Here is an 18712-nt window from a genome sequence, read left to right as displayed (position 1 = left end):
GTTAACCAAACAGATGGTAAACCTTTGCGGCACTCTTCGCTTGGTTGATCTGCGACATCTCATCGACTATCGCCTGACGCTCACCCATCGTCACCGTCAATAAATCTTTGTACACCGCGAGCAAGCTCTCAAGGTGGGTGCGTAATGCTTCCTCGTCGATCGGCGCCTCGGTGAGCACCTCATCGACGCAGTCGCGACACGCCACATCGAGTTCGCCAATCATGTCCCAGTTTCGCGCCGCCAGGGCATCGACCAGGGCTTCACGGGTTTCTTCAATTCGCCGCAGTGCTTGACTCATGACGTCATCCTCGGCCGTCAGGCCTGTGGGGTTCCAATCGCATCCCAGCCGCTTTTAAGGGTTTCGAGCAAACCTGCTACTTCGTCGATGATGGCAGCATCGTTTTCGCGATTGGCTTCCATCAGACGCGTCATCATGTAGGCGTACAAATTATCGAGCTGCTGCAGCGAAGCCGGATCATCGGTTTTTTCCGGATTCAGGCCGTCGCGCAGGCCGATGATGATGTCTACCGCCTTGCCCAGCATCAACCCCTTGAGCGCGATGTCGCCACGCTCCATGGCGCCCTTGGCCTGAGCCATGCGATCCAGCCCGCCCTCCATCAGCAGCTGTACCAGGCGATGGGGGTTGGCTTCAGAGATCTGGGCATGGGAATTGACCTTCTGATATTGGCGAAGGGCTCTCATGGGGTTCATGGTTCTACCTCGTGACAGACAACAGCTGGAATTGGGAAGGCTCTGACCAATATGTCGACTGGTCGACACAGAACTTTAACGCGGACGTGCATCCATAAAAAAACCAGGCGCTGTTATGACAGGCGGCCTGGTCCTTTATGCCTTATGCAGATCAATCCGACTTCGGATTGTTCAGCGCATTGAGCGTGGTCATGATGCTGTCGCTCTGGGCGCGCAGCCTGGCCACCAGCGAGTCCATGGCCGTGTATTTGGCGCTCAGACTGGTTTGCAAGCTGGCCATCCGCGCATCGAGGGAGTCCTGCTGCTTCTTCAGGTCGTTCAGGCTGTCACTCAGGCTTGCCGAGCGCGCAGCAAATACGCCGGTAGTTTTCTGCGCGAAACTGTCGGTCGCGGACTTCATACGCGCAAGCAAACCGGTATCGCCCGAAAAGATCCCGTTGATATCGGCGGCATTGGTGAGTGCCGCAGCACTGAACAATTTGTCATCGATCGACAGTAACCCAGTCTTCTGGTCAGTCTGCACGCCAAACTGAGAGAGAGCTTTCATCTGACCGGTGCCACCCATGGTGTTCAACTCGGTACGCACCGACGAAAGCAACGAACGCAGAGACGCGTCGCCCGTGAGAGCGCCCGACGTCAACGAACCATCGGCATTGGTAGTGACCTGGGTCTCGGTGTTAGCAGCCTTGATCAGTGCGTTGTAGGTATCGACAAAGCCCTTGACTGCCGACTTCAGCGTCGCAGTATCGGCTGACACCGTAATAGTGGCTGGCGTTGCCGCACCGCCACCAGACGGCACCGGAGAAACCCCTACCAGCTTGACGGTAATCCCGCTCACTGCGTCGGCAATGGTATTGGCCTTGGATTCCATCGCCACACCATCGAGCGTGTACTTGGCATTCTGTGGCGTAGCGAGGACTGAAGTGCCAGTTTGCAGACCGGAGTTGCCCGACAGGGTCAGGTCCGAACCGACACCGGTGGTACTGGAAGTCAGCACCATACGAGAACCGTTGGCGTCGGTCAGGATGTTGGCACTTAAACCCTGGTTAGCATACTGGGAATTGATCGAGTCCCGGACCTGCTGCAACGTCGAGCCCGCAGGAATGCTGACATCAAAGGTGTTACTGCCCTGTTTGATGCTAAGCGTGGACGGGACTGAACCGGCGTTGACCACCGAGGAAGCGCCGCCGGTGAACACCTTGGTGGAAATTTTCGACGCCGTTGCCAACTGGGTAACCAGCAGCGAGAAATTGCCCGCCGCCGCGCCGTTACCGGTGGTCACGGTAGCGACTTTTTCATCGGAGGACATACCGCTCAATCCGCTGAAGCTGGAAGCGGTCTTCATGTTGTCCAACGCACCACGGAAGGCATCCAGCGCCGCCTGGATTTTGCCGATCGACGACAGCGAGGTGGTTGCTTTCAGCGTCTGATTGTTGATCTGCGTCTGTTTTGGTGCCCTTTCGGAATCCACCAAAGACTTCACAATCGCCTGGGTATCGATGTTCGAACCAATACCGCTAACCGATGTACCCGCCATCTTCTCTCTCCTTATCCAGTGGCTGCCGTTTTCTTGACCAGGAACGTCTTAAACTGCGACAGCAACAAAATTCATGCCAGCTCAGACTTTGTCGTCAAACAATAAGCTACTGGCGTCCGACAGGCTTTGTGCCAGCTTCAGTGCAGCTTCCGATGGGATCTGACGAATCACGAGACCCGTTTCGGTGGCTATGACCTTGACCACGACGCGGCCCGTGGAATCATCAATGGAAAAATCCAGATTGCGCTGGGCAGCCTGGACAAATTCCTGAATATCGGTGACAGCTTTTTCCAGCTCGTCCCGCTTTGGCTCGGAGTTCGAGGCCTTCACCGCATCAATCTTGGGCAGCTCCGGCTTTCCAGTGACATTCGGCGTTACCCCCTGAGATGCAACGGCGGGATAGGACTGGTTCAACTTGACGCTCATATCCATGCCTGATCTCCTCATCATGAAAAACAAAAGGGCGCGTAAACGCGCCCTTCCGTCAGTTACCAAACGGCGGAATTAACCCAGCAGTTTCAGCACAGCCGATGGCAGCTGGTTAGCCTGGGACAGGATCGCGGTGGATGCCTGTTGCAGAGTTTGTTGCTTGGTCAGCTGCGCAGTTTCGGCCGCGAAGTCAACGTCCTGGATCACGCCACGAGCAGAAGTGGAGTTGTCCGAGATGCTGCGCAGGTTGGCTACGGTGCTGTCGAAACGGTTTTGTACCGCACCGAGGTCGGCACGCTGGGAGTCGATGGCCGTGATCGCTTGGCTGATCACATCGATCGCGTTCTGAGCGTTGGCTGCGGTAGTTACGTCAGTGGCTGCGACAGTGGTTTTAGCCGAGACAGTGGTGGCGAACAGACCAGCCACACCAGCACCGCTCATCGAGTAGCTGTTGGCCGAGTTCAAGGAAACTGCACCGGTAACCTGCAGAGGGCCTGCCAGGAGGCCAGTTGCAGCACCGTAAACACCGGCACCGTCTTTAGCCAATACCTTGATACCGGCGATTGCGTCTGCGTCACCGTTGTCCATTACGATGTTCTCACCAGTGTCGGATTTAACCGACAGGGTACCAGCCTTGGCATCGTAGTTAACGCTGATACCCAATTTGGCGGCATTGGATTTCAGTTGATCAGCCAGCTCACCCGTGGTTTTCACACCAACAATGCTCACCGCGCTGCCGCTGCCTACTTTAATGGTGAAGTTGGCGCTAGCAGCGATCGCACCACTGTTGACAGTGAATTGGGCTTCGGTGCTGGCAGTCGCGGTCACACCACCAACAGCTGCTTTGTTGATCGCAGCAGCAGTTGTCTGAGCTGAATCACCAGCTGTAACGTTGATAGTACCGGTCTGGCCACCACCCACGAGGACAATAGCACCAGCACCCACACCAGTTGCAGTCGGCACGATTGCCTTGGATTTCAACTGTTGGGAGCCGATGTTGTTGGCCGATACGTCACCCAGGGACATGTTGATGGTCTGGTTGGCGTTAGCGCCCACTTGGAAAGCGGTAGTACCGAAAGAACCGTCCAGCAGGTTACGACCACCGAAAGTAGTGGTGGTAGCGATACGGGTCAGCTCAGCGGTAAGTGCAGAGTATTCAGCGTTGTTCGACTTACGGTCCTCAACGCTTGGCGAGCCGTTCGCGGACGCCAGAGCCAGGGTACGCATTTTTTGCAGGATGTTGGTGGATTCCTGCATCGCGCCTTCAGCCGTTTGCGCGATGGAGATACCGTCACCGGCGTTCTTGATCGCGGTGCCCAGGCCGTTGATCTGGCTGGTCAGACGGTTGGAAATTTGCAGGCCGGCAGCGTCGTCTTTAGCGCTGTTGATACGCAGGCCGGAGGACAGGCGCTGCATGGAGTTCTGCAGGTTACCGGAAGCTTTGTTCAGGTTGTTCTGAACGGTCAAGGAAGCAAGGTTGGTGTTTACGGTTAAAGCCATGACGAAATCCTCGTTGGATGGATACTTCGGCTTCCGGCCCTGACATCCGTCGGGTTTGGCCTAGAGAACCTACGTAATAGTTATCGTCGTGAAGAGGCTTTGCTTGAGGGGTTTTTTGCAAATTTTTAGTGGCAGGGTGCCAGCCCTTTATTTTCAGGGCTTTAGAGCCAGAAAGCTGGCGCCAGGAAAACGCAAAACGCCCGATAATTTGCGTTACCGGGCGTTTTTGTTCACGAGCGCTGAAAAACCGATCAGCCGCGATAGAGAATCGCCGAACCCCACGAGAGGCCCACGCCAAAGCCACTGATGGCCACGCGAGTCCACTTGGAATCGAACACGTGGTTCTGCAGCAGCAGCGGAATACTCGACGACACCGTGTTACCGGTTTCGAGCATGTCCTTGACGAACTTCTCCGGCTCGCCTTCTTCAAAACGACGCGCCACGGCATCGACAATCGCCGCACTGCCTTGGTGAATGCAGAAGGCGTTGATATCGCTGGCCTGCAAATTCGACTCCTCCAGCAACTCATGCAGATGCGCCGGAACCTTGAGCAAGGCAAAGTTGAAGACCTGGCGGCCATTCATGAAGAACACCCCATCGGTGACCTTCAGATGCGGCGCGCCGGAACCATCAGTACCGAACTTCGACTTGCCCAATTGCCAGACCGCATTTTCGCCCATCCAGGTGGCAGTCGCAGCATCGCCAAACAACATGGTGGTGTTGCGGTCTTCCGGATCGACGATCTTCGAGTAAGGGTCAGCGGTGATCAGCAGGCCGTTCTTCAGCCCTGCCGCCTCCATGAAGCCTTTGATCGCATAGAGGCCGTACACATAACCGGAACAGCCCAGGGAAATATCGAAAGCGGCGACATGGGTCGGCAAGCCCAACTTGTCCTGAACGATCGCAGCGGTGTGCGGCAATCCTTCCTCATCACCGTTCTGGGTGACGACGATCAGGCAGTCGATGGACTCACGTTTCAGTTCGGGACTGGCGGCGAACAGCGCATTGGCTGCTTCGACGCACAGGTCGGAGGTTTCCTGATCGGCAGCCATGCGCGGCAAAAATGCCGAGCCGATCTTGCCAAGGATGAAGGTTTCGTCCTTGTCGAACTTTGCACCCTGGGCGTAGTTATCAACCCCGGCTGTCGGCACGTAACTCGCTATATTTTTTATGCCAATCATTATGGCTTCCCAATAATAAACAGCTGAACATCGCCGCTCGCTGAATCGAGGGCGTCTACAGACAGGGCCTGGCCCCCAGAGGAGGCAACGTCAGGACTCAAGGATTCACCTTGAACAGCCCACCACCTTCACCGCCCGCAGACAGGATACAGTGAAGATGCGCGTTTTGACCGACGGGTCACTCAGAGTTCGATGCTTTATTTGATTTTGTGGTCCGGATCGCGTCCTGCCACGCTTCGTTACATTCAAAAAAAACCCAAAAAAAAGGCCAGTCGCCTATGACAGGGACCGGCCGCGGAGTGATCAAGCCTGACTCAAAGCTTGTTGAACAGGCTCAGCTGGGAAATCTTGGCGAATGCCAGTTGCGCGGCCTGCAGCATGGTTTGCTGCAAGGTCAGACGCGTCAACACTTCCGCCGGGTCGGTGTTCTTGATCGAATTGCCGCTCGATTCGTTGATCAGGCCGGTGCTGGTGTTCTGCTCGGTCTGCATGTCCATGACGTTGCCACGGGCACCGATGGCGCCACGGGCAAGGTCGACCTGGTTCTTCGAGTTGTTCAGATTGGCAATGGCCGAAGCCACGGTATCTTCGAGAAAACGTTGTGCGACCGGGTTGCCCTGGGTCGGTGCATCGAGCGCCGAACGCAGCTGGCTGATGGTGTCGAGCACGTTCTGGGTCTGGTGGGTGTTGACCGCAATATCGAACTGATCACCTGCCGCTGGAACCGCCGGCGTGCCGCCGAGGGTAAAGCTGACGCCAGCTGCCGTCGCCACGCCAGCGGTCACGGTCCCAGTGGTCACTGGCGTGCTGCCAGCAGTCAACGGACGCGCATACATCTCGAAAGTCCCGGGACCAGTGAACTTCAGCACCGCCCCGCCTTCCGGGAAGAAGCTCTTGTAATCGCTGGCGTTGGTCACTACGGCCTGGGAAATGATCGCAGTCGAAGTGTTGCTCGGCGCGCGGTTGGCGACGAAGCTGTCAGGCTTGGCCGTCAACTGAAAGCTGTGACCAGCGATGACCGCATCGGCACTGGCGGAGTCGGCGGGGGTGTCGCCGGCCTGGAACGTAATGTCCAGCTTGAAGGTCACGCCGCGGAAATCGACGTCGGAACCGCCCTTGGCATTCGGATCGAACTTGCCACCGCCACCTGCTTCAGCGGTCACGTCATTACCCGATGCATCGGTGATCTTGTACTGGGTGCTGCTGACGAACGACAGGGTATAAGGCTGACCGCTGCGGAAATTCGCATCGAAGGTCGGACCTGAGCTCACCAGGCCGGGCGAAAGCGCTACACGACCGTCATCGACGGCGGGTGCGGTCATTGTGGTCGAACTACGTGCAGCATTGATCGCCTGCTGGAAAACGTCCCACCCAGTATCGTTCAGGCCCAGCGACATCGAATCGCCGATTTTCAGTTCCAACTGGGTCTGGTCGCCCTGGTAGCTGTAGGTGCCGTCACCATCGCGTACAAATGGCTGCGTGTTGTTGCTGGCGCCGGAGAAGATGTACTTGCCGTTGGCGTCCTTGCTGTTCATCAGGCTCAGCAATTGCTCTTCGGACTGTTTGAGCTCAGCGGCGATGGATTTGCGGTCATCGTCATTCAACGATCCGCCACCCGCCCGAATCGCCAACTCGCTGACTTTCTGCAGCACGTTGTTGATAGTGTCGAGCACGCCTTCTTCCTGCGCCTGAGCGGTATTCAAGGCGTTGATGTTGGTGGTGTACTGACCCAGCATGGCTTTTTGCTGTTCGAGTTGCAGCAGCCGCGCCGCGCCGACCGGATCATCTGCCGCGGTCTCGAGCTTCACACCACTGCTGGCCTGCTCCGCCGTCTTCATCACGTTGTTGAGGTTGCGCGAATAGTTGGCAGCCGTCGTGGCGTAATACTGTGCGGTAGAAATACGCATGTCCTACGGCTCCTTAAAGGGCATTGATCAGGGTGCTGAAAATTTCCTGCGCAGTCTTGATGATCTGCGAAGAGGCCGTGTAGTACTGCTGGTACTTGGTCAGGTTACCCGCCTCTTCGTCGAGGTCGACGCCCGATAGCGAGTCCCGCGCGTTGCGTGCACCGGTCACGATGGTGTCGGTGGCCGTGGCATCCAGCTGCCCCTGCTTGGTCAGGGAGCCGACGGCCGTCACCAGACCACCATACGCTTCGGTAAAACTCACGCCCGGGCTGGTGGCAGTGGCGCCGATCGTAGCCTTGGATTGCAGCCCCAGCAGCGCCTGAGCATTGCGGTTGTCGGTGCTGCTGGCTCCGGTCATGGCAATGTTGAAACTGTCGCCCGATGCCGGGCTGCCGCTGACCGTCATCGCCACCTTGAAGGTTTTGGCAGCGCCGCCGGCATCGGTGTAGGGCACCGAAATATTCATGTCGTTGTTCTGGCCAGGCACGATGCTCCCGGTGCCGATGCTGGTGCCCTTGGCGTCGAACACTTCATAGGCGGTGGCGCTAGTCATGAGCATGCGAACCGGCATCGATGCCTTGACCGCCGCCTGCACTTCCAGGCGCTGCACCGGGTCGTAGATGTCCAGGCTTGTGCTCAGGGTCGGCTGGCCGACAGCGCCGGTACCGTCATTTCCCGCAGCCTTGGTGGACGTCAGCGGAGCGGCCGTGGCCAGGGTCTTGGTGTCTGTCATGACCGTGGCCATGTCTGCGGCAGAGCTGCGGGTCGGGGTAATCTTGAAAGTGTCGCCGGCATTCACCGGGCCTGCATTGAGGCTCAGACTGAAGCCGTCGATGACCGGCGTCGGGGTCGCGCCCAAGGTGAAAGTGCCCATGTCGGTGTTATCCGACAGGCGCCGCACGCTGTAGCCCGTGGCGCTGGTGAAGGTCACCTGGTAATCGCTGGCTGCCAGCTTGCTGGTGTCCTGAATGGTAACGTTGAGGTTGCCGGACGCCGGGTCGTTGTTGGCATTGGCAATGCTGCGCTGACTGATGGCCGCGGCACTGTTGATGTTATTGAACAACGCTGCGCCGAAATTGCCGTTCTGATCCAGGCCCTGGCCCAATTGCTTGTTGACCTGATCGGCCACGACCATGGCTATACGCCCCAGGCCGTTGACTGCCGGGGTCAACACGTCATTGCGATAACGCAACAGCCCGCCCATCTCGCCACCGCTCATCACGTTGGTGATGTCGATCGACGAACCAGTACGGTCCATGATGACCGAGGAACGGGTCGGGTCGGCCGGGTCGGCCGCCACACGCAGCTTGTTGACGGTATCGCCCACCACCAATGGTTGACCGCTGCCCAGGTAGATATCCATGCGACCTTCGGTCTCGGTGACCTGGGTGCCCACCAGTTCATTGAGCTGGCGGATGGTTTCGTTACGCTGGTCCAACAGCTCGTTGGGCGTGCCCCCTGAACCACTGACATCACTGATTTTCTTGTTGTAGGCCGCCACGGTCGACGCCAGCTTGTTGACCTGTTCGGCCATCGAGCCCAGCTGATCGTTGATGTAGGTACCTTGCTGCTTCAATTGCTGGGAAATGGAATTGAAGCGGCCGCTCAAGCCTTGGGCATTGGTCAACAATGCCTGGCGCGCGGCGTTGTCGTTGGAGTTGCCCGCCAGCGTCTGCAAGGACGAGAAGAAAGCCTGCAGCGTTTTGGTAACACCGGTACCGCTGTCGGACAGCAATTTGTCCACCTGGGTGGCCTGCCCCAGGTAAGCCTGGGCATCACTGTTGAGCGAAGTCGAGGTCTGCAGCTGCGCGTCGAGGTAGCTGTTGTACACCCGACGCACGTCGGCCAGCGTGGTGCCGGTGCCGATGAACACATTGCCGTACTGAATGGAGCTTTTGCTGTTCTGCACGGTTTGTTGGCGCGAGTACCCGACTGTATCGACGTTGGAAATGTTGTTACCGGTAGTCACCAACGATGCGTGGCTAGCGGACAGACCCGACATTCCGATGTTGAGCAAACTCATGGTTCAGACCCTTAGTCTATAAAGGCGTGGTTGAAACGCCCGCCGCAGCGTAGTTCTGATAACTCGTCATCTGCCTGGCTATCTGCGAAATCTTGCTGGCGTAAGCCGGGTCGGTTGCGTAACCGGCCTTTTGCAGCTCGCGCACAAACTGTTCCGGGTTATCGGCCGACTTCACGACATCTTGATAGCGATTATTGGTTTGCAGCAGCGTGACAAGGTCATGGAAGCTGTCCTTGTAGGAGTCGTAGGAACGGAACTCGGCCGTCTCCTTGACCATCTCGCCGTTCCTGAATTCGCTGGTGATCGCCCGTGCCGAATCACCCTTCCAACTGCTGCCGGCCTTGATGCCGAACAGGTTGTAGCTGCTGCTGCCATCCTGGGCCCGCATGACCGATTTGCCCCAGCCGGTTTCCAGGGCGGCCTGGGCCACCAGGTAGCGCGGATCGACGCCAATGCGGTCGGCCGCTTCCTTGGCCATCGGCAGCATGGTGTTGACAAATTCGTCGGCGCTGCTGAAGGCTTTTTTCGCTGGCGCCAAGGGGATTTGCGCGATGGCGCGCCCGTGAATCTGCAGGGACCCGCTCTGTGCTGCCTGGGCATTGGCCAGCCAGTCGCCGTTGTACAAGGGGCCGGAACCGCTGCTTGCGACGCGCTCGGGCAATGGCGCCTTGTTGACCACCCCAGCATTGGTTGGCGTGGCGGAAGGCACCAGGCCCGCGAGCAAGCGATCGGCCAGTTTCGGCGGCAGCGCCAGCCGGCGCTGATTGATCAGCGCCATGTCATTGCGATGTGCGCCATCGCCGCTCGGTGCACTGACCGAACGTGAAGCCCACAATGGACGTTCGCCATTGACCCGCGACAGCGGCCCATGGAGCGCCGTCGTGCCGGCGGCCACCGGGGTTTGCGCAGCGGCTTTCGCGGCCTCCTGCTTGGCGGCGGACAGCGTTGCCGCTTCACCCGGCGCCAGCGGCTTGTTCTTTGACATCTGGCGCATCAGCACATCCGCCAGGCCGATACCGCCGCCCTCGCGGGACATCGAAACCGCCAGTTGCTGGTCGTACATTTCCTGGTACTGCTTGGCTTCGGCGGTGTTCATCGGGTTGTCCTTGCCCAACGATTCGGTGGCCGAGCGCATCGACTTGAGCATCTCGCCAAGGAACAGCGACTCGAACTCCTGCGCCACCTTGCGCATGTTGGCGTCGCTGTTCTTGTCGCCGACCTTGAGCTGGTTCAGCCGGTTCAGGTCGGAAAAAGCACCGGAATCGCTGCTGCTGACCCGACCGCTCTTGTTCATGTCCATGGTCGCCGTCCTCAGATCACGATCAGGTCGGCTTGCAAGGCGCCAGCCTGTTTCAGTGCTTCAAGAATCGCCATCAGGTCGCCCGGTGCCGCGCCGACCTGGTTCACCGCACGCACGATTTCGTCGAGTGTGGTGCCCGGGCCGAACTTGAACATCGGCTTGGCTTCCTGCTCGGCGTTGACCCGCGAGCGCGGCACGACGGCCGTCTGGCCATTGGACAGCGGACCTGGCTGGCTGACGATAGGGTCTTCGGTAATGGTCACGGTCAGGCTGCCGTGGGTAACGGCGGCCGGGGAAACCTTGACGTTCTGGCCAATCACGATGGTGCCGGTGCGCGAGTTGATGATGACCTTGGCCACCGCCTGGCCCGGATCGATCTCGAGGTTTTCCAGGATCGACAGATAGTCGACACGTTGGCTTGGGTCCAGCGGCGCGGTGACGCGCACCGATCCGCCGTCGATGGCCTGGGCCACGCCAGGGCCGAGCATGTCGTTGATCTTGTCGACGATGCGCTTGGCCGTGGTGAAGTCGGAACGGTTGAGGTTCAGGGTCAGGCTGTTGCCCTGGTTGAAACCGCTCGGCACGGCGCGCTCGACCGACGCGCCGCCGGGGATGCGACCGGCCGACGGCACGTTGACCGTGATCTTCGAGCCGTCGCGACCTTCGGCATCGAAACCGCCGACCACCAGGTTGCCCTGGGCCACCGCATAGACGTTGCCGTCGATGCCCTTGAGCGGCGTCAGCAGCAAGGTGCCGCCGCGCAGGCTCTTGGAGTTACCGATGGAGGCCACGGTGATGTCGATCTGCTGACCTGGCTTGGCGAAGGCCGGCAAGTCGGCACTGATCGAGACCGCCGCGACGTTCTTCAACTGCACGTTGCCCGAGCCCGGCGGCACTTTGATGCCGAACTGCGAGAGCATGTTGTTGAAGGTCTGCAAGGTGAACGGGGTTTGCGTCGTCTGGTCGCCAGTGCCGTTAAGGCCGACCACCAGGCCGTAACCGATCAACTGGTTGGAGCGCACGCCGGAAATACTGGCGATGTCCTTCAGGCGCTCGGCTTGAGCGTTGAAGGCCGCAGACATCAACAATGCGGCCACCATGAGGCTTTTGAAATGCAAGGTGACCACCTAGAAAGGGAACAGCGGGCTGAGGAAGAAACGGTCGAACCAGCCTGGCTGACTCGCATCGGCAAAGGAACCGGTGCCCGAGTAGGTGATGCGTGCATCGGCGACGCGGGTCGACGACACGGTGTTGTCGGTGGCAATGTCATCGGCGCGCACCAGGCCGGCAATCCGTACCAGTTCGTCACCGGTGTTGAGGGTCAGCCACTTCTCGCCGCGCACGGCGATGATGCCGTTGGGCAAGACGTCCGCCACCGTCACGGTGATGGAGCCGGTCAGGCTGTTGCCCTGCCCGGCCTTGCTGTCGCCCTTGGTCGCGCGGTCACCTTCATAGCTGGCGCTCAGGCTCAGGTCGCCATCGCCAAACGGGTTGTTGGTGGTTGCGCTGCTACCGAACAGCGAGGTCAGGCCGATGCCGGTCTTGCTGTTCTTGCCAATTTGCGAGTTGGCGTTTTTACTCGCCTGGGTCTTCTCGTTCAGGGTGATGGTGATGATGTCACCGACCCGGAATGCCTTGCGGTCGCTGTACAGGTTCTGCTCGAAACCGGCCTGGTAGATCGAACCGTTGTTGGCGGCAGCCGGCAACGGCGTGCGCGGCAACACCGGGGCGTAGTAAGGGTCATTGGGCTTGGGCGACACGGGCACGCAGCCTGCGAGCGCGGTAATCCCACTCAATGCCAGAACAGAGACGAAGCGTTTCATGACCCTACCTCACGGTGCTGCAGGCGGCCGCACGGCCGCCTCATAGACTTGATTACAGATTCTGCGTTACGAACGAGAGCATCTGGTCGGCGGTGGAGATCACCTTGGAGTTCATCTCGTAGGCGCGTTGGGTGGTGATCATGTTGACCATCTCTTCAACGGTGCTGACGTTGGAAGTTTCCAGGGTGTTCTGCAGCGTGGTGCCGAAACCGGCGAGGCCCGGGGTGCCAACTTGCGGCGCGCCACTGGCGGCGGTTTCCAGGAACAGGTTGTTGCCCACCGCCTGCAAGCCGGCCGGGTTGATGAAGTCGGCGGTCTGCAGGTTGCCGATCACCTGGGAAGCCGGGTTGCCGGCGACGGTGATGGACACGGTGCCGTCCTTGCCCACGGTGAAGGTCTGGGCGTCGTTCGGAATGACGATCGCCGGCTCCAGGGCAAAGCCGCTGGCGTTGACGATCTGGCCGTTGGAGTCCAGGTGGAAAGTACCATCACGGGTGTAGGACGTGGTGCCGTCCGGCTGCAGGATCTGGAAGAAGCCGCGACCGTCGATGGCCATGTCCAGGGGTTGCTCGGTGGTTTGCAGGCTGCCGGCGTTGAAGTTTTTCTGGGTGCCGACAATGCGCACACCGGTACCCAGTTGCAGGCCGGACGGCAGTTCGCTGTCCTGGGTCGACTGGGCGCCTGGCTGACGCTTGATCTGGTACAGCAAGTCCTGGAACTCGGCGCGGTCACGCTTGAAACCCGTGGTCGACACGTTGGCCAGGTTGTTGGAAATGGTGGTCAGGTTGGTGTCCTGGGCGGACAGGCCGGTTTTGGCAACCCATAGAGCCGGAAGCATTCGATTCTCCTCGTGCGCCTGTTTTACGGCGCGACGTTCTGGTAATTAGCTGATCTGCAAGACCCGAGCCATGGCCTGGTCGTCTTCTTTGGCGGTGTTCATCATCTTGATGTGCAGCTCGAACTGCTTCGACAGGGCCAGCACCTGGGTCATCTCGTCCACGGCATTGACGTTGCTCGACTCGAGGAAACCGGACACCAGCTTGACCCCGGCATCGGCTTGCGCAGGTGCACCGTCCTTGGTGTGGATCGAACCGTCCAGGCCCTTGGTCATGTTCTTGATGTCCGGGTTGACCAGCTTGATGCGATCGACTTCGGCCATGACGCGCGGGCCTTCGCCCATCGCCCGGATGCTGATGGTGCCGTCCTCGCCGACTTCGATCTGCTGCTCGGGCGGCACGGCAATCGGCCCGCCATTGCCGATCACCGGCATGCCGTTGCCAGCGCGCAGTACGCCCAAGGCGTCCACCACCAGGCTGCCGGTACGCACGTAGCTTTCGCCGCCATCGGGGTTCTGCACCGCCAGCCAGCCACTGCCCTGCACGGCGACATCCAGGTCGCGCCCGGTCTGTACCAGCGAGCCAGGGGTAAAGTCGGTGGCCGGGCGTTCGGACAAGGCAAACGCGCGCGCCGGAAAGCTGTCGCCGAACACCGGCATCGAGCGGGCCTGCTCCAGGTCTTTCTGGAAGCCGCTGGTAGAGATGTTCGCCAGGTTGTTGGCATGAGCCTTTTGCGCCAGTGCATTCTGGCTGGCACCGGTCATTGCCACATAAAGGTACTTGTCCACACGCTTTCCTCTGCCTGCCGGACGTTTGCCGCCCGATGCTGTACTGACGTGGCATAAGCAATTTGCAGACCAAGTTGTTTTTGGTGGCGCGAAGCCCGGCAAATAAAGGACTTGAGGGTATTTAGAGGGAAATCGGGGATTGTGTCAGAGACGAAAAACCGGCGGTGTCGTGCCGGTGGGTGGCAAGGCTTGGCCTTGGGCGATGGCCACCGCCGCCTTCGCGAGCAGGCTCGCTCCCACATTGGATCTGCGGCGCACTGAAGATCCCCTGTGGGAGCGAGCCTGCTCGCGAAGAGGCCTGCACTATCACCGCAAAAATCAGCTAAGACTCTGTCTTGCCCACCTCATAATCACGCAACTTATTGGCGATGGTGGTATGCGAAACCCCCAGCCTTTTACCCAATTGCCGACTGCTCGGATGCTCGGAATACAAACGCTCCAGCACCGCTTTCTCAAAGCGCCCGACAATCTCGTCCAGCCCGCCCTCCAGCGAAAAATCGCCAAGTGGCTGACGCACGCCATAATCCGGCAGACGAATATGCTCGGCCTTGACCATCCCGCCATCGCACAGGGAGACCGCCTGGAACAGCACGTTTTCCAACTGCCGTACGTTACCCGGCCAATGGTAATGGCTGAGCCGGTCCATGGCCGCGGGTGCCAACTTGGGCAGCGGGCAACCGATCTGCCGGCTGGCCTGATCGAGAAAGTGCTCCACCAGCGGCGTCAGGCCGTCGAGGCATTCGCGCAGCGGCGGGATGTGCAACGACAGCACGTTCAAACGGTGATACAGGTCCTGGCGAAACTCCCCCCGGGCACAGAGTTCGGACAGGTCGACCTGGGTCGCGCAAATCACCCGCACATCGAGGTAAACCTCCTCATCGCTGCCGACGCGACGGAAGCAGCCATCCTGCAGGAAACGCAGCAGTTTCACCTGCAACCGCGGGCTCATTTCCCCGACACCATCGAGAAACAACGTACCGCCGGCCGTCAATTCCAACAGGCCGAGCTTACCCTCGGCCCGGGCGCCCTCGAAGGCACCAGGGCCATAGCCGAACAACTCGGTCTCGGCCATGGACTCCGGCAGGCCGGCGCAATTGAGCGCCATCAGCGGCGATTGCCCACGCGGACTGGCCAGGTGGCAGGCGCGCGCCAACAGCTCTTTGCCGGTACCGGTTTCGCCTTCTATCAATAGCGGTGCATCGAGCGGAGCCATGCGCCGAGCTTCGCGCACCACCGCCGCCATCACCTTCGAGCTTTGAAAGATGCTGTCGAAGCCGCGCAACTCCTGCTTGCGCACGTTATATATGCGCTCGCCCACCCGGTCGGCACGGTGCAGGGTCAACACCGCCCCGGCCATGGCTTCGCTGTCGTCATGCTCCGATTGCAGGGGCGCGATGTCGGCCAGGAACACATCGCCCTTGACCTTGACCCGCAGCCCGTTGATCCGCGATTTGTTGGCGCGCACCAGCTCCGGCAAGTCGAAATCCTCGGCATAACGCGACAAGGGAATCCCCGGCACTTCATCCACCCGCACACCCAGCAACTGCGCCGCCGCGCGATTGGCCGCGACGATTGAGCCGCCCATATCGATCGACAGCACCGGAAACTCCAGCGCGCCGAGCAACGCATTGAGCTCCATGTGCCGACGCTCACTGGGCATCAGCCCTACCCGCTTGACGCCGAACACCCCGGCAATCGCTTCGAATTTCGGACGCAGCGCCTGGAACTGAATATTGATGAGGTTCGGACAGTGCAGGTAAATGGCATTGCCATGCTCGCCCCCCACTTCGCCCCGAGCGACGTTGATGCCGTACTCGACCAACAGGTTGAGAATGTCGCGCAGGATGCCGATGCGGTTCTGGCAGTGGACTTTGATACGCATATAGAGGCCTGGACAGTGATGAAGAGGCCCCTGGCAGGATTTTTTCTGCAGGAACGCTCACTTTGTCGTCAAGATTATGTGACAGGTGAAGGGCTTTTCCTACCCGCCAATCTCAACATCTGCGCGATGACGCTCAATACGTAACGAAAACTTTACGGTTTGACCGCGTTTTTCCCGCGCAGGACGCGTTTCGCCGGCTGCATCGATGCAATTGTTGGGGTATTCCTAGGTCCAAAGCAGTACATAACAAGAACGAATCCCCTAGCAGGAGAGCAGCATGAAGCAGACGCAATACGTGGCTCGTGAGCCCGATGCGCAAGGTTTTATCGACTACACCGCTGAAGAACACGCGGTGTGGAACACGCTGATCACTCGCCAACTGAAAGTGATCGAAGGGCGTGCGTGCCAGGAATACCTGGACGGCATCGAAAAACTCGGTCTGCCCCACGACCGCATTCCGCAACTGGGCGAGATCAACAAGGTCCTCGGTGAAACCACCGGCTGGCAAGTCGCCCGCGTTCCGGCGCTGATTCCCTTCCAGACCTTTTTTGAATTGCTCGCCAGCAAGCAGTTTCCAGTAGCCACCTTCATTCGAACCCGCGAAGAGCTGGATTACCTGCAAGAGCCGGACATTTTCCACGAGATTTTCGGCCACTGCCCTTTGCTGACCAACCCCTGGTTCGCTGAATTCACCCACACCTACGGCAAACTTGGGCTGCAGGCTTCCAAGGAAGAGCGCGTGTACCTGGCGCGCCTGTACTGGATGACCATCGAATTCGGTCTGCTCGACACCCCGCAAGGCCAGCGCATCTACGGTGGCGGCATCCTTTCTTCGCCCAAGGAAACCGTTTATTGCCTGTCGGATGAGCCTGAGCGCCAGGCATTCGATCCGCTGGAGTGCATGCGAACGCCTTACCGTATCGACATCCTGCAACCGCTGTATTTCGTGCTGCCGAACCTCAAGCGCCTGTTCGACCTGGCCCACGAAGACATCATGGGCATGGTCAAGCAAGCGATGCAGATGGGTCTGCACGCGCCAAAATTTCCGCCAAAACCAAAAGCCGCGTGATCCGCAGCTTTTAGCATCAAGTGAGCCTGTCCGGAACCGACGCTTTGCTTTAGCGTGGTGACATTGACGGCCGAATTCCAATAATACGATTTCAGGAACCCATCATGACCGCATTAACCCAAGCCCACTGCGAAGCCTGCCGCGCCGACGCCCCACAAGTCAGCGACGAAGAACTGCCGATCCTGATCAAGCAGATCCCCGACTGGAACATCGAAGTTCGCGACGGCATCATGCAGCTGGAAAAGGTTTTCCTGTTCAAGAACTTCAAGCACGCCCTGGCGTTCACCAACGCCGTCGGCGAAATCTCCGAGGCCGAAGGCCATCACCCTGGCCTGCTGACCGAGTGGGGCAAAGTCACCGTGACCTGGTGGAGCCACTCGATCAAGGGCCTGCACCGCAACGACTTCATCATGGCAGCGCGCACAGACGTTGTGGCCAAGGACGCCGAGGGCCGCAAATAATGCATTTTGACGCCATCGGCCGGGTGCCCGGCGACCCGATCCTCGGCCTGATGGAGGCCTATGCGCAGGACCCCAACCCGCGCAAATTCGATCTTGGCGTGGGTGTCTATAAAGACGCCCAGGGCCTGACCTCGATTCCCCAGGCCGTGAAACTCGCTGAGGCGCGACTGGTGGATCGCCAGACCACCAAGACCTACATCGGCGGTCATGGCGACGCGGCTTTTGGCAAAGTCATCAACGAGTTGGTGCTCGGCGCCGACTCGAAGTTGATCGCCGAACAGCGCGCCGGCGCCACCCAGACTCCGGGCGGCACCGGGGCGTTGCGCTTGAGCGCGGACTTCATCGCCCAGTGCCTGCCAGGCCGTGGGGTCTGGCTGAGCAATCCGACCTGGCCGATCCACGAAACCATTTTCGCCGCGGCCAAGGTCAAGGTCAGCCATTACCCGTACGTGGGCAGCGACAACCGTCTCGACGTCGATGCGATGCTTGCCGTGCTCAATGAAGCCCCCAAGGGCGACGTGGTGCTGCTGCACGCCTGCTGCCACAACCCGACCGGCTTCGATCTGTCCCATGATGACTGGCGCCGGGTGCTGGAGGTGGTGCGTCGGCGCGAGTTGCTGCCGCTGATCGATTTCGCCTACCAGGGCTTCGGCGATGGCCTGGAACAGGACGCGTGGTCGACTCGACTGTTTGTCGCCGAGCTGCCGGAAGTCCTGATCACCAGCTCCTGCTCGAAGAACTTCGGGCTGTACCGGGACCGCACCGGTGCGCTGATTGTCTGCGCGAAATCCGCGGAGAAGCTGACCGACATCCGCAGCCAACTGGCCAACATCGCCCGCAACCTGTGGTCGACGCCGCCCGATCACGGCGCTGCCGTGGTGGCGACCATCCTCGGCGACCCGGAACTGAAAAACCTCTGGGCCGACGAAGTGGAAACCATGCGCCTGCGCATTGCACAACTGCGCAGCGGTTTGCTCGAAGCGCTGGAGGCCCATGGTTTGCGTGAGCGCTTCGCGCACATCGGCGTGCAGCGCGGGATGTTTTCCTACACCGGGTTGTCACCTGAACAAGTGAAAGACCTGCGGGATAACCACAGCGTGTACATGGTCAGCTCGGGCAGGGCGAACGTGGCGGGGATCGATGCGTCGCGCCTGGATCTTCTGGCCGAAGCTATCGCAAAAGTCTGCAAATAACCCCTTGTGGGAGCGGGCTTGCTCGCGAAAGCGGAGTGTCAGTCGACATTAATGTGACTGACCCACCGCTTT

Annotated in this window: 17 protein-coding genes; 3 read left to right on the top strand and 14 right to left on the bottom strand. The window is 59.6% G+C overall.

Annotated elements, in window-relative coordinates; genetic code table 11:
- Window position 1: 1 nt before the first annotated feature.
- The 14 genes from fliT to QLG10_RS23280 all read right to left on the bottom strand — a co-directional run bounded on the left by fliT (window position 2) and on the right by QLG10_RS23280 (window position 15917).
- A complete protein-coding gene (fliT, locus tag QLG10_RS23345; RefSeq protein ID WP_282488125.1) occupies window positions 2-298 on the bottom strand; it encodes a flagellar protein FliT in 297 nt (98 codons plus the stop codon).
- A gap of 17 nt (window positions 299-315) precedes the next feature.
- A complete protein-coding gene (gene fliS / locus QLG10_RS23340) occupies window positions 316-711 on the bottom strand; it encodes a flagellar export chaperone FliS (RefSeq protein ID WP_282488124.1) in 396 nt (131 codons plus the stop codon).
- A 151-nt stretch (window positions 712-862) separates the two neighbouring features.
- Window positions 863-2248: a flagellar filament capping protein FliD gene (gene fliD / locus QLG10_RS23335; protein WP_282488123.1), complete on the bottom strand. Its 1386-nt coding sequence runs from the start codon at window positions 2246-2248 to the stop codon at window positions 863-865.
- 81 nt (window positions 2249-2329) lie between these two features.
- Window positions 2330-2680, bottom strand: a complete 351-nt coding sequence (locus QLG10_RS23330; RefSeq protein WP_282488122.1) for a flagellar protein FlaG — start codon at window positions 2678-2680, stop codon at window positions 2330-2332.
- Window positions 2681-2752: 72 nt separating this feature from the next.
- Window positions 2753-4177, bottom strand: coding sequence for a flagellin (locus QLG10_RS23325; protein WP_282488121.1), 1425 nt, complete (start codon window positions 4175-4177; stop codon window positions 2753-2755).
- Between the two features lie 251 nt (window positions 4178-4428).
- Window positions 4429-5358 carry a ketoacyl-ACP synthase III gene (locus QLG10_RS23320; RefSeq protein WP_168757440.1) on the bottom strand — a complete coding sequence of 310 codons (930 nt, stop codon included), beginning with the start codon at window positions 5356-5358 and terminating at the stop codon, window positions 4429-4431.
- 314 nt (window positions 5359-5672) lie between these two features.
- On the bottom strand, window positions 5673-7265 hold the full coding sequence (locus tag QLG10_RS23315; RefSeq protein WP_282488120.1) for a flagellar hook-associated protein 3: 1593 nt from the start codon (window positions 7263-7265) through the stop codon (window positions 5673-5675).
- A 13-nt stretch (window positions 7266-7278) separates the two neighbouring features.
- Window positions 7279-9288, bottom strand: a complete 2010-nt coding sequence (flgK, locus tag QLG10_RS23310; protein WP_282488119.1) for a flagellar hook-associated protein FlgK — start codon at window positions 9286-9288, stop codon at window positions 7279-7281.
- A 16-nt stretch (window positions 9289-9304) separates the two neighbouring features.
- On the bottom strand, window positions 9305-10588 hold the full coding sequence (flgJ, locus tag QLG10_RS23305; RefSeq protein WP_282488118.1) for a flagellar assembly peptidoglycan hydrolase FlgJ: 1284 nt from the start codon (window positions 10586-10588) through the stop codon (window positions 9305-9307).
- Window positions 10589-10599: 11 nt separating this feature from the next.
- Entirely contained in the window at window positions 10600-11688 is a 1089-nt protein-coding gene (locus tag QLG10_RS23300; RefSeq protein WP_033043362.1) for a flagellar basal body P-ring protein FlgI, read from the bottom strand.
- Between the two features lie 27 nt (window positions 11689-11715).
- Complete coding sequence (flgH, locus tag QLG10_RS23295; protein ID WP_020796937.1) at window positions 11716-12411, bottom strand: flagellar basal body L-ring protein FlgH; 696 nt, start codon at window positions 12409-12411, stop codon at window positions 11716-11718.
- Window positions 12412-12463: 52 nt separating this feature from the next.
- Window positions 12464-13249 (bottom strand): flagellar basal-body rod protein FlgG, encoded by a 786-nt coding sequence (gene flgG, locus QLG10_RS23290; protein ID WP_008055493.1) that lies wholly within the window; start codon window positions 13247-13249, stop codon window positions 12464-12466.
- Window positions 13250-13294: 45 nt separating this feature from the next.
- The gene (locus QLG10_RS23285) at window positions 13295-14035 is read right to left on the bottom strand and encodes a flagellar basal body rod protein FlgF (RefSeq protein ID WP_020796936.1); all 741 of its coding nucleotides are present in this window, start codon (window positions 14033-14035) and stop codon (window positions 13295-13297) included.
- A gap of 322 nt (window positions 14036-14357) precedes the next feature.
- Window positions 14358-15917, bottom strand: coding sequence for a sigma-54-dependent transcriptional regulator (locus QLG10_RS23280; protein ID WP_282488117.1), 1560 nt, complete (start codon window positions 15915-15917; stop codon window positions 14358-14360).
- Window positions 15918-16194: 277 nt separating this feature from the next.
- On the opposite strand from QLG10_RS23280, the gene phhA reads away from it, so the two are divergent.
- From phhA to QLG10_RS23265, 3 genes are all read left to right on the top strand, one after another.
- Window positions 16195-16986: a phenylalanine 4-monooxygenase gene (gene phhA / locus QLG10_RS23275; RefSeq protein WP_020796932.1), complete on the top strand. Its 792-nt coding sequence runs from the start codon at window positions 16195-16197 to the stop codon at window positions 16984-16986.
- Between the two features lie 104 nt (window positions 16987-17090).
- Window positions 17091-17447, top strand: coding sequence for a 4a-hydroxytetrahydrobiopterin dehydratase (locus QLG10_RS23270; protein ID WP_083348425.1), 357 nt, complete (start codon window positions 17091-17093; stop codon window positions 17445-17447).
- A complete protein-coding gene (locus tag QLG10_RS23265; protein ID WP_282488131.1) occupies window positions 17444-18640 on the top strand; it encodes an amino acid aminotransferase in 1197 nt (398 codons plus the stop codon). Before QLG10_RS23270 ends, QLG10_RS23265 begins: the two co-directional genes overlap by 4 nt.
- The last annotated feature ends 72 nt before the right edge of the window (window positions 18641-18712 follow it).

Source organism: Pseudomonas sp. V98_8 (assembly GCF_029967975.1).
Lineage (GTDB): Bacteria > Pseudomonadota > Gammaproteobacteria > Pseudomonadales > Pseudomonadaceae > Aquipseudomonas > Aquipseudomonas umsongensis.
The sequence above is the reverse complement of the archived record's forward strand: the minus strand, read 5'-3'. Positions and strand labels throughout refer to the sequence as shown.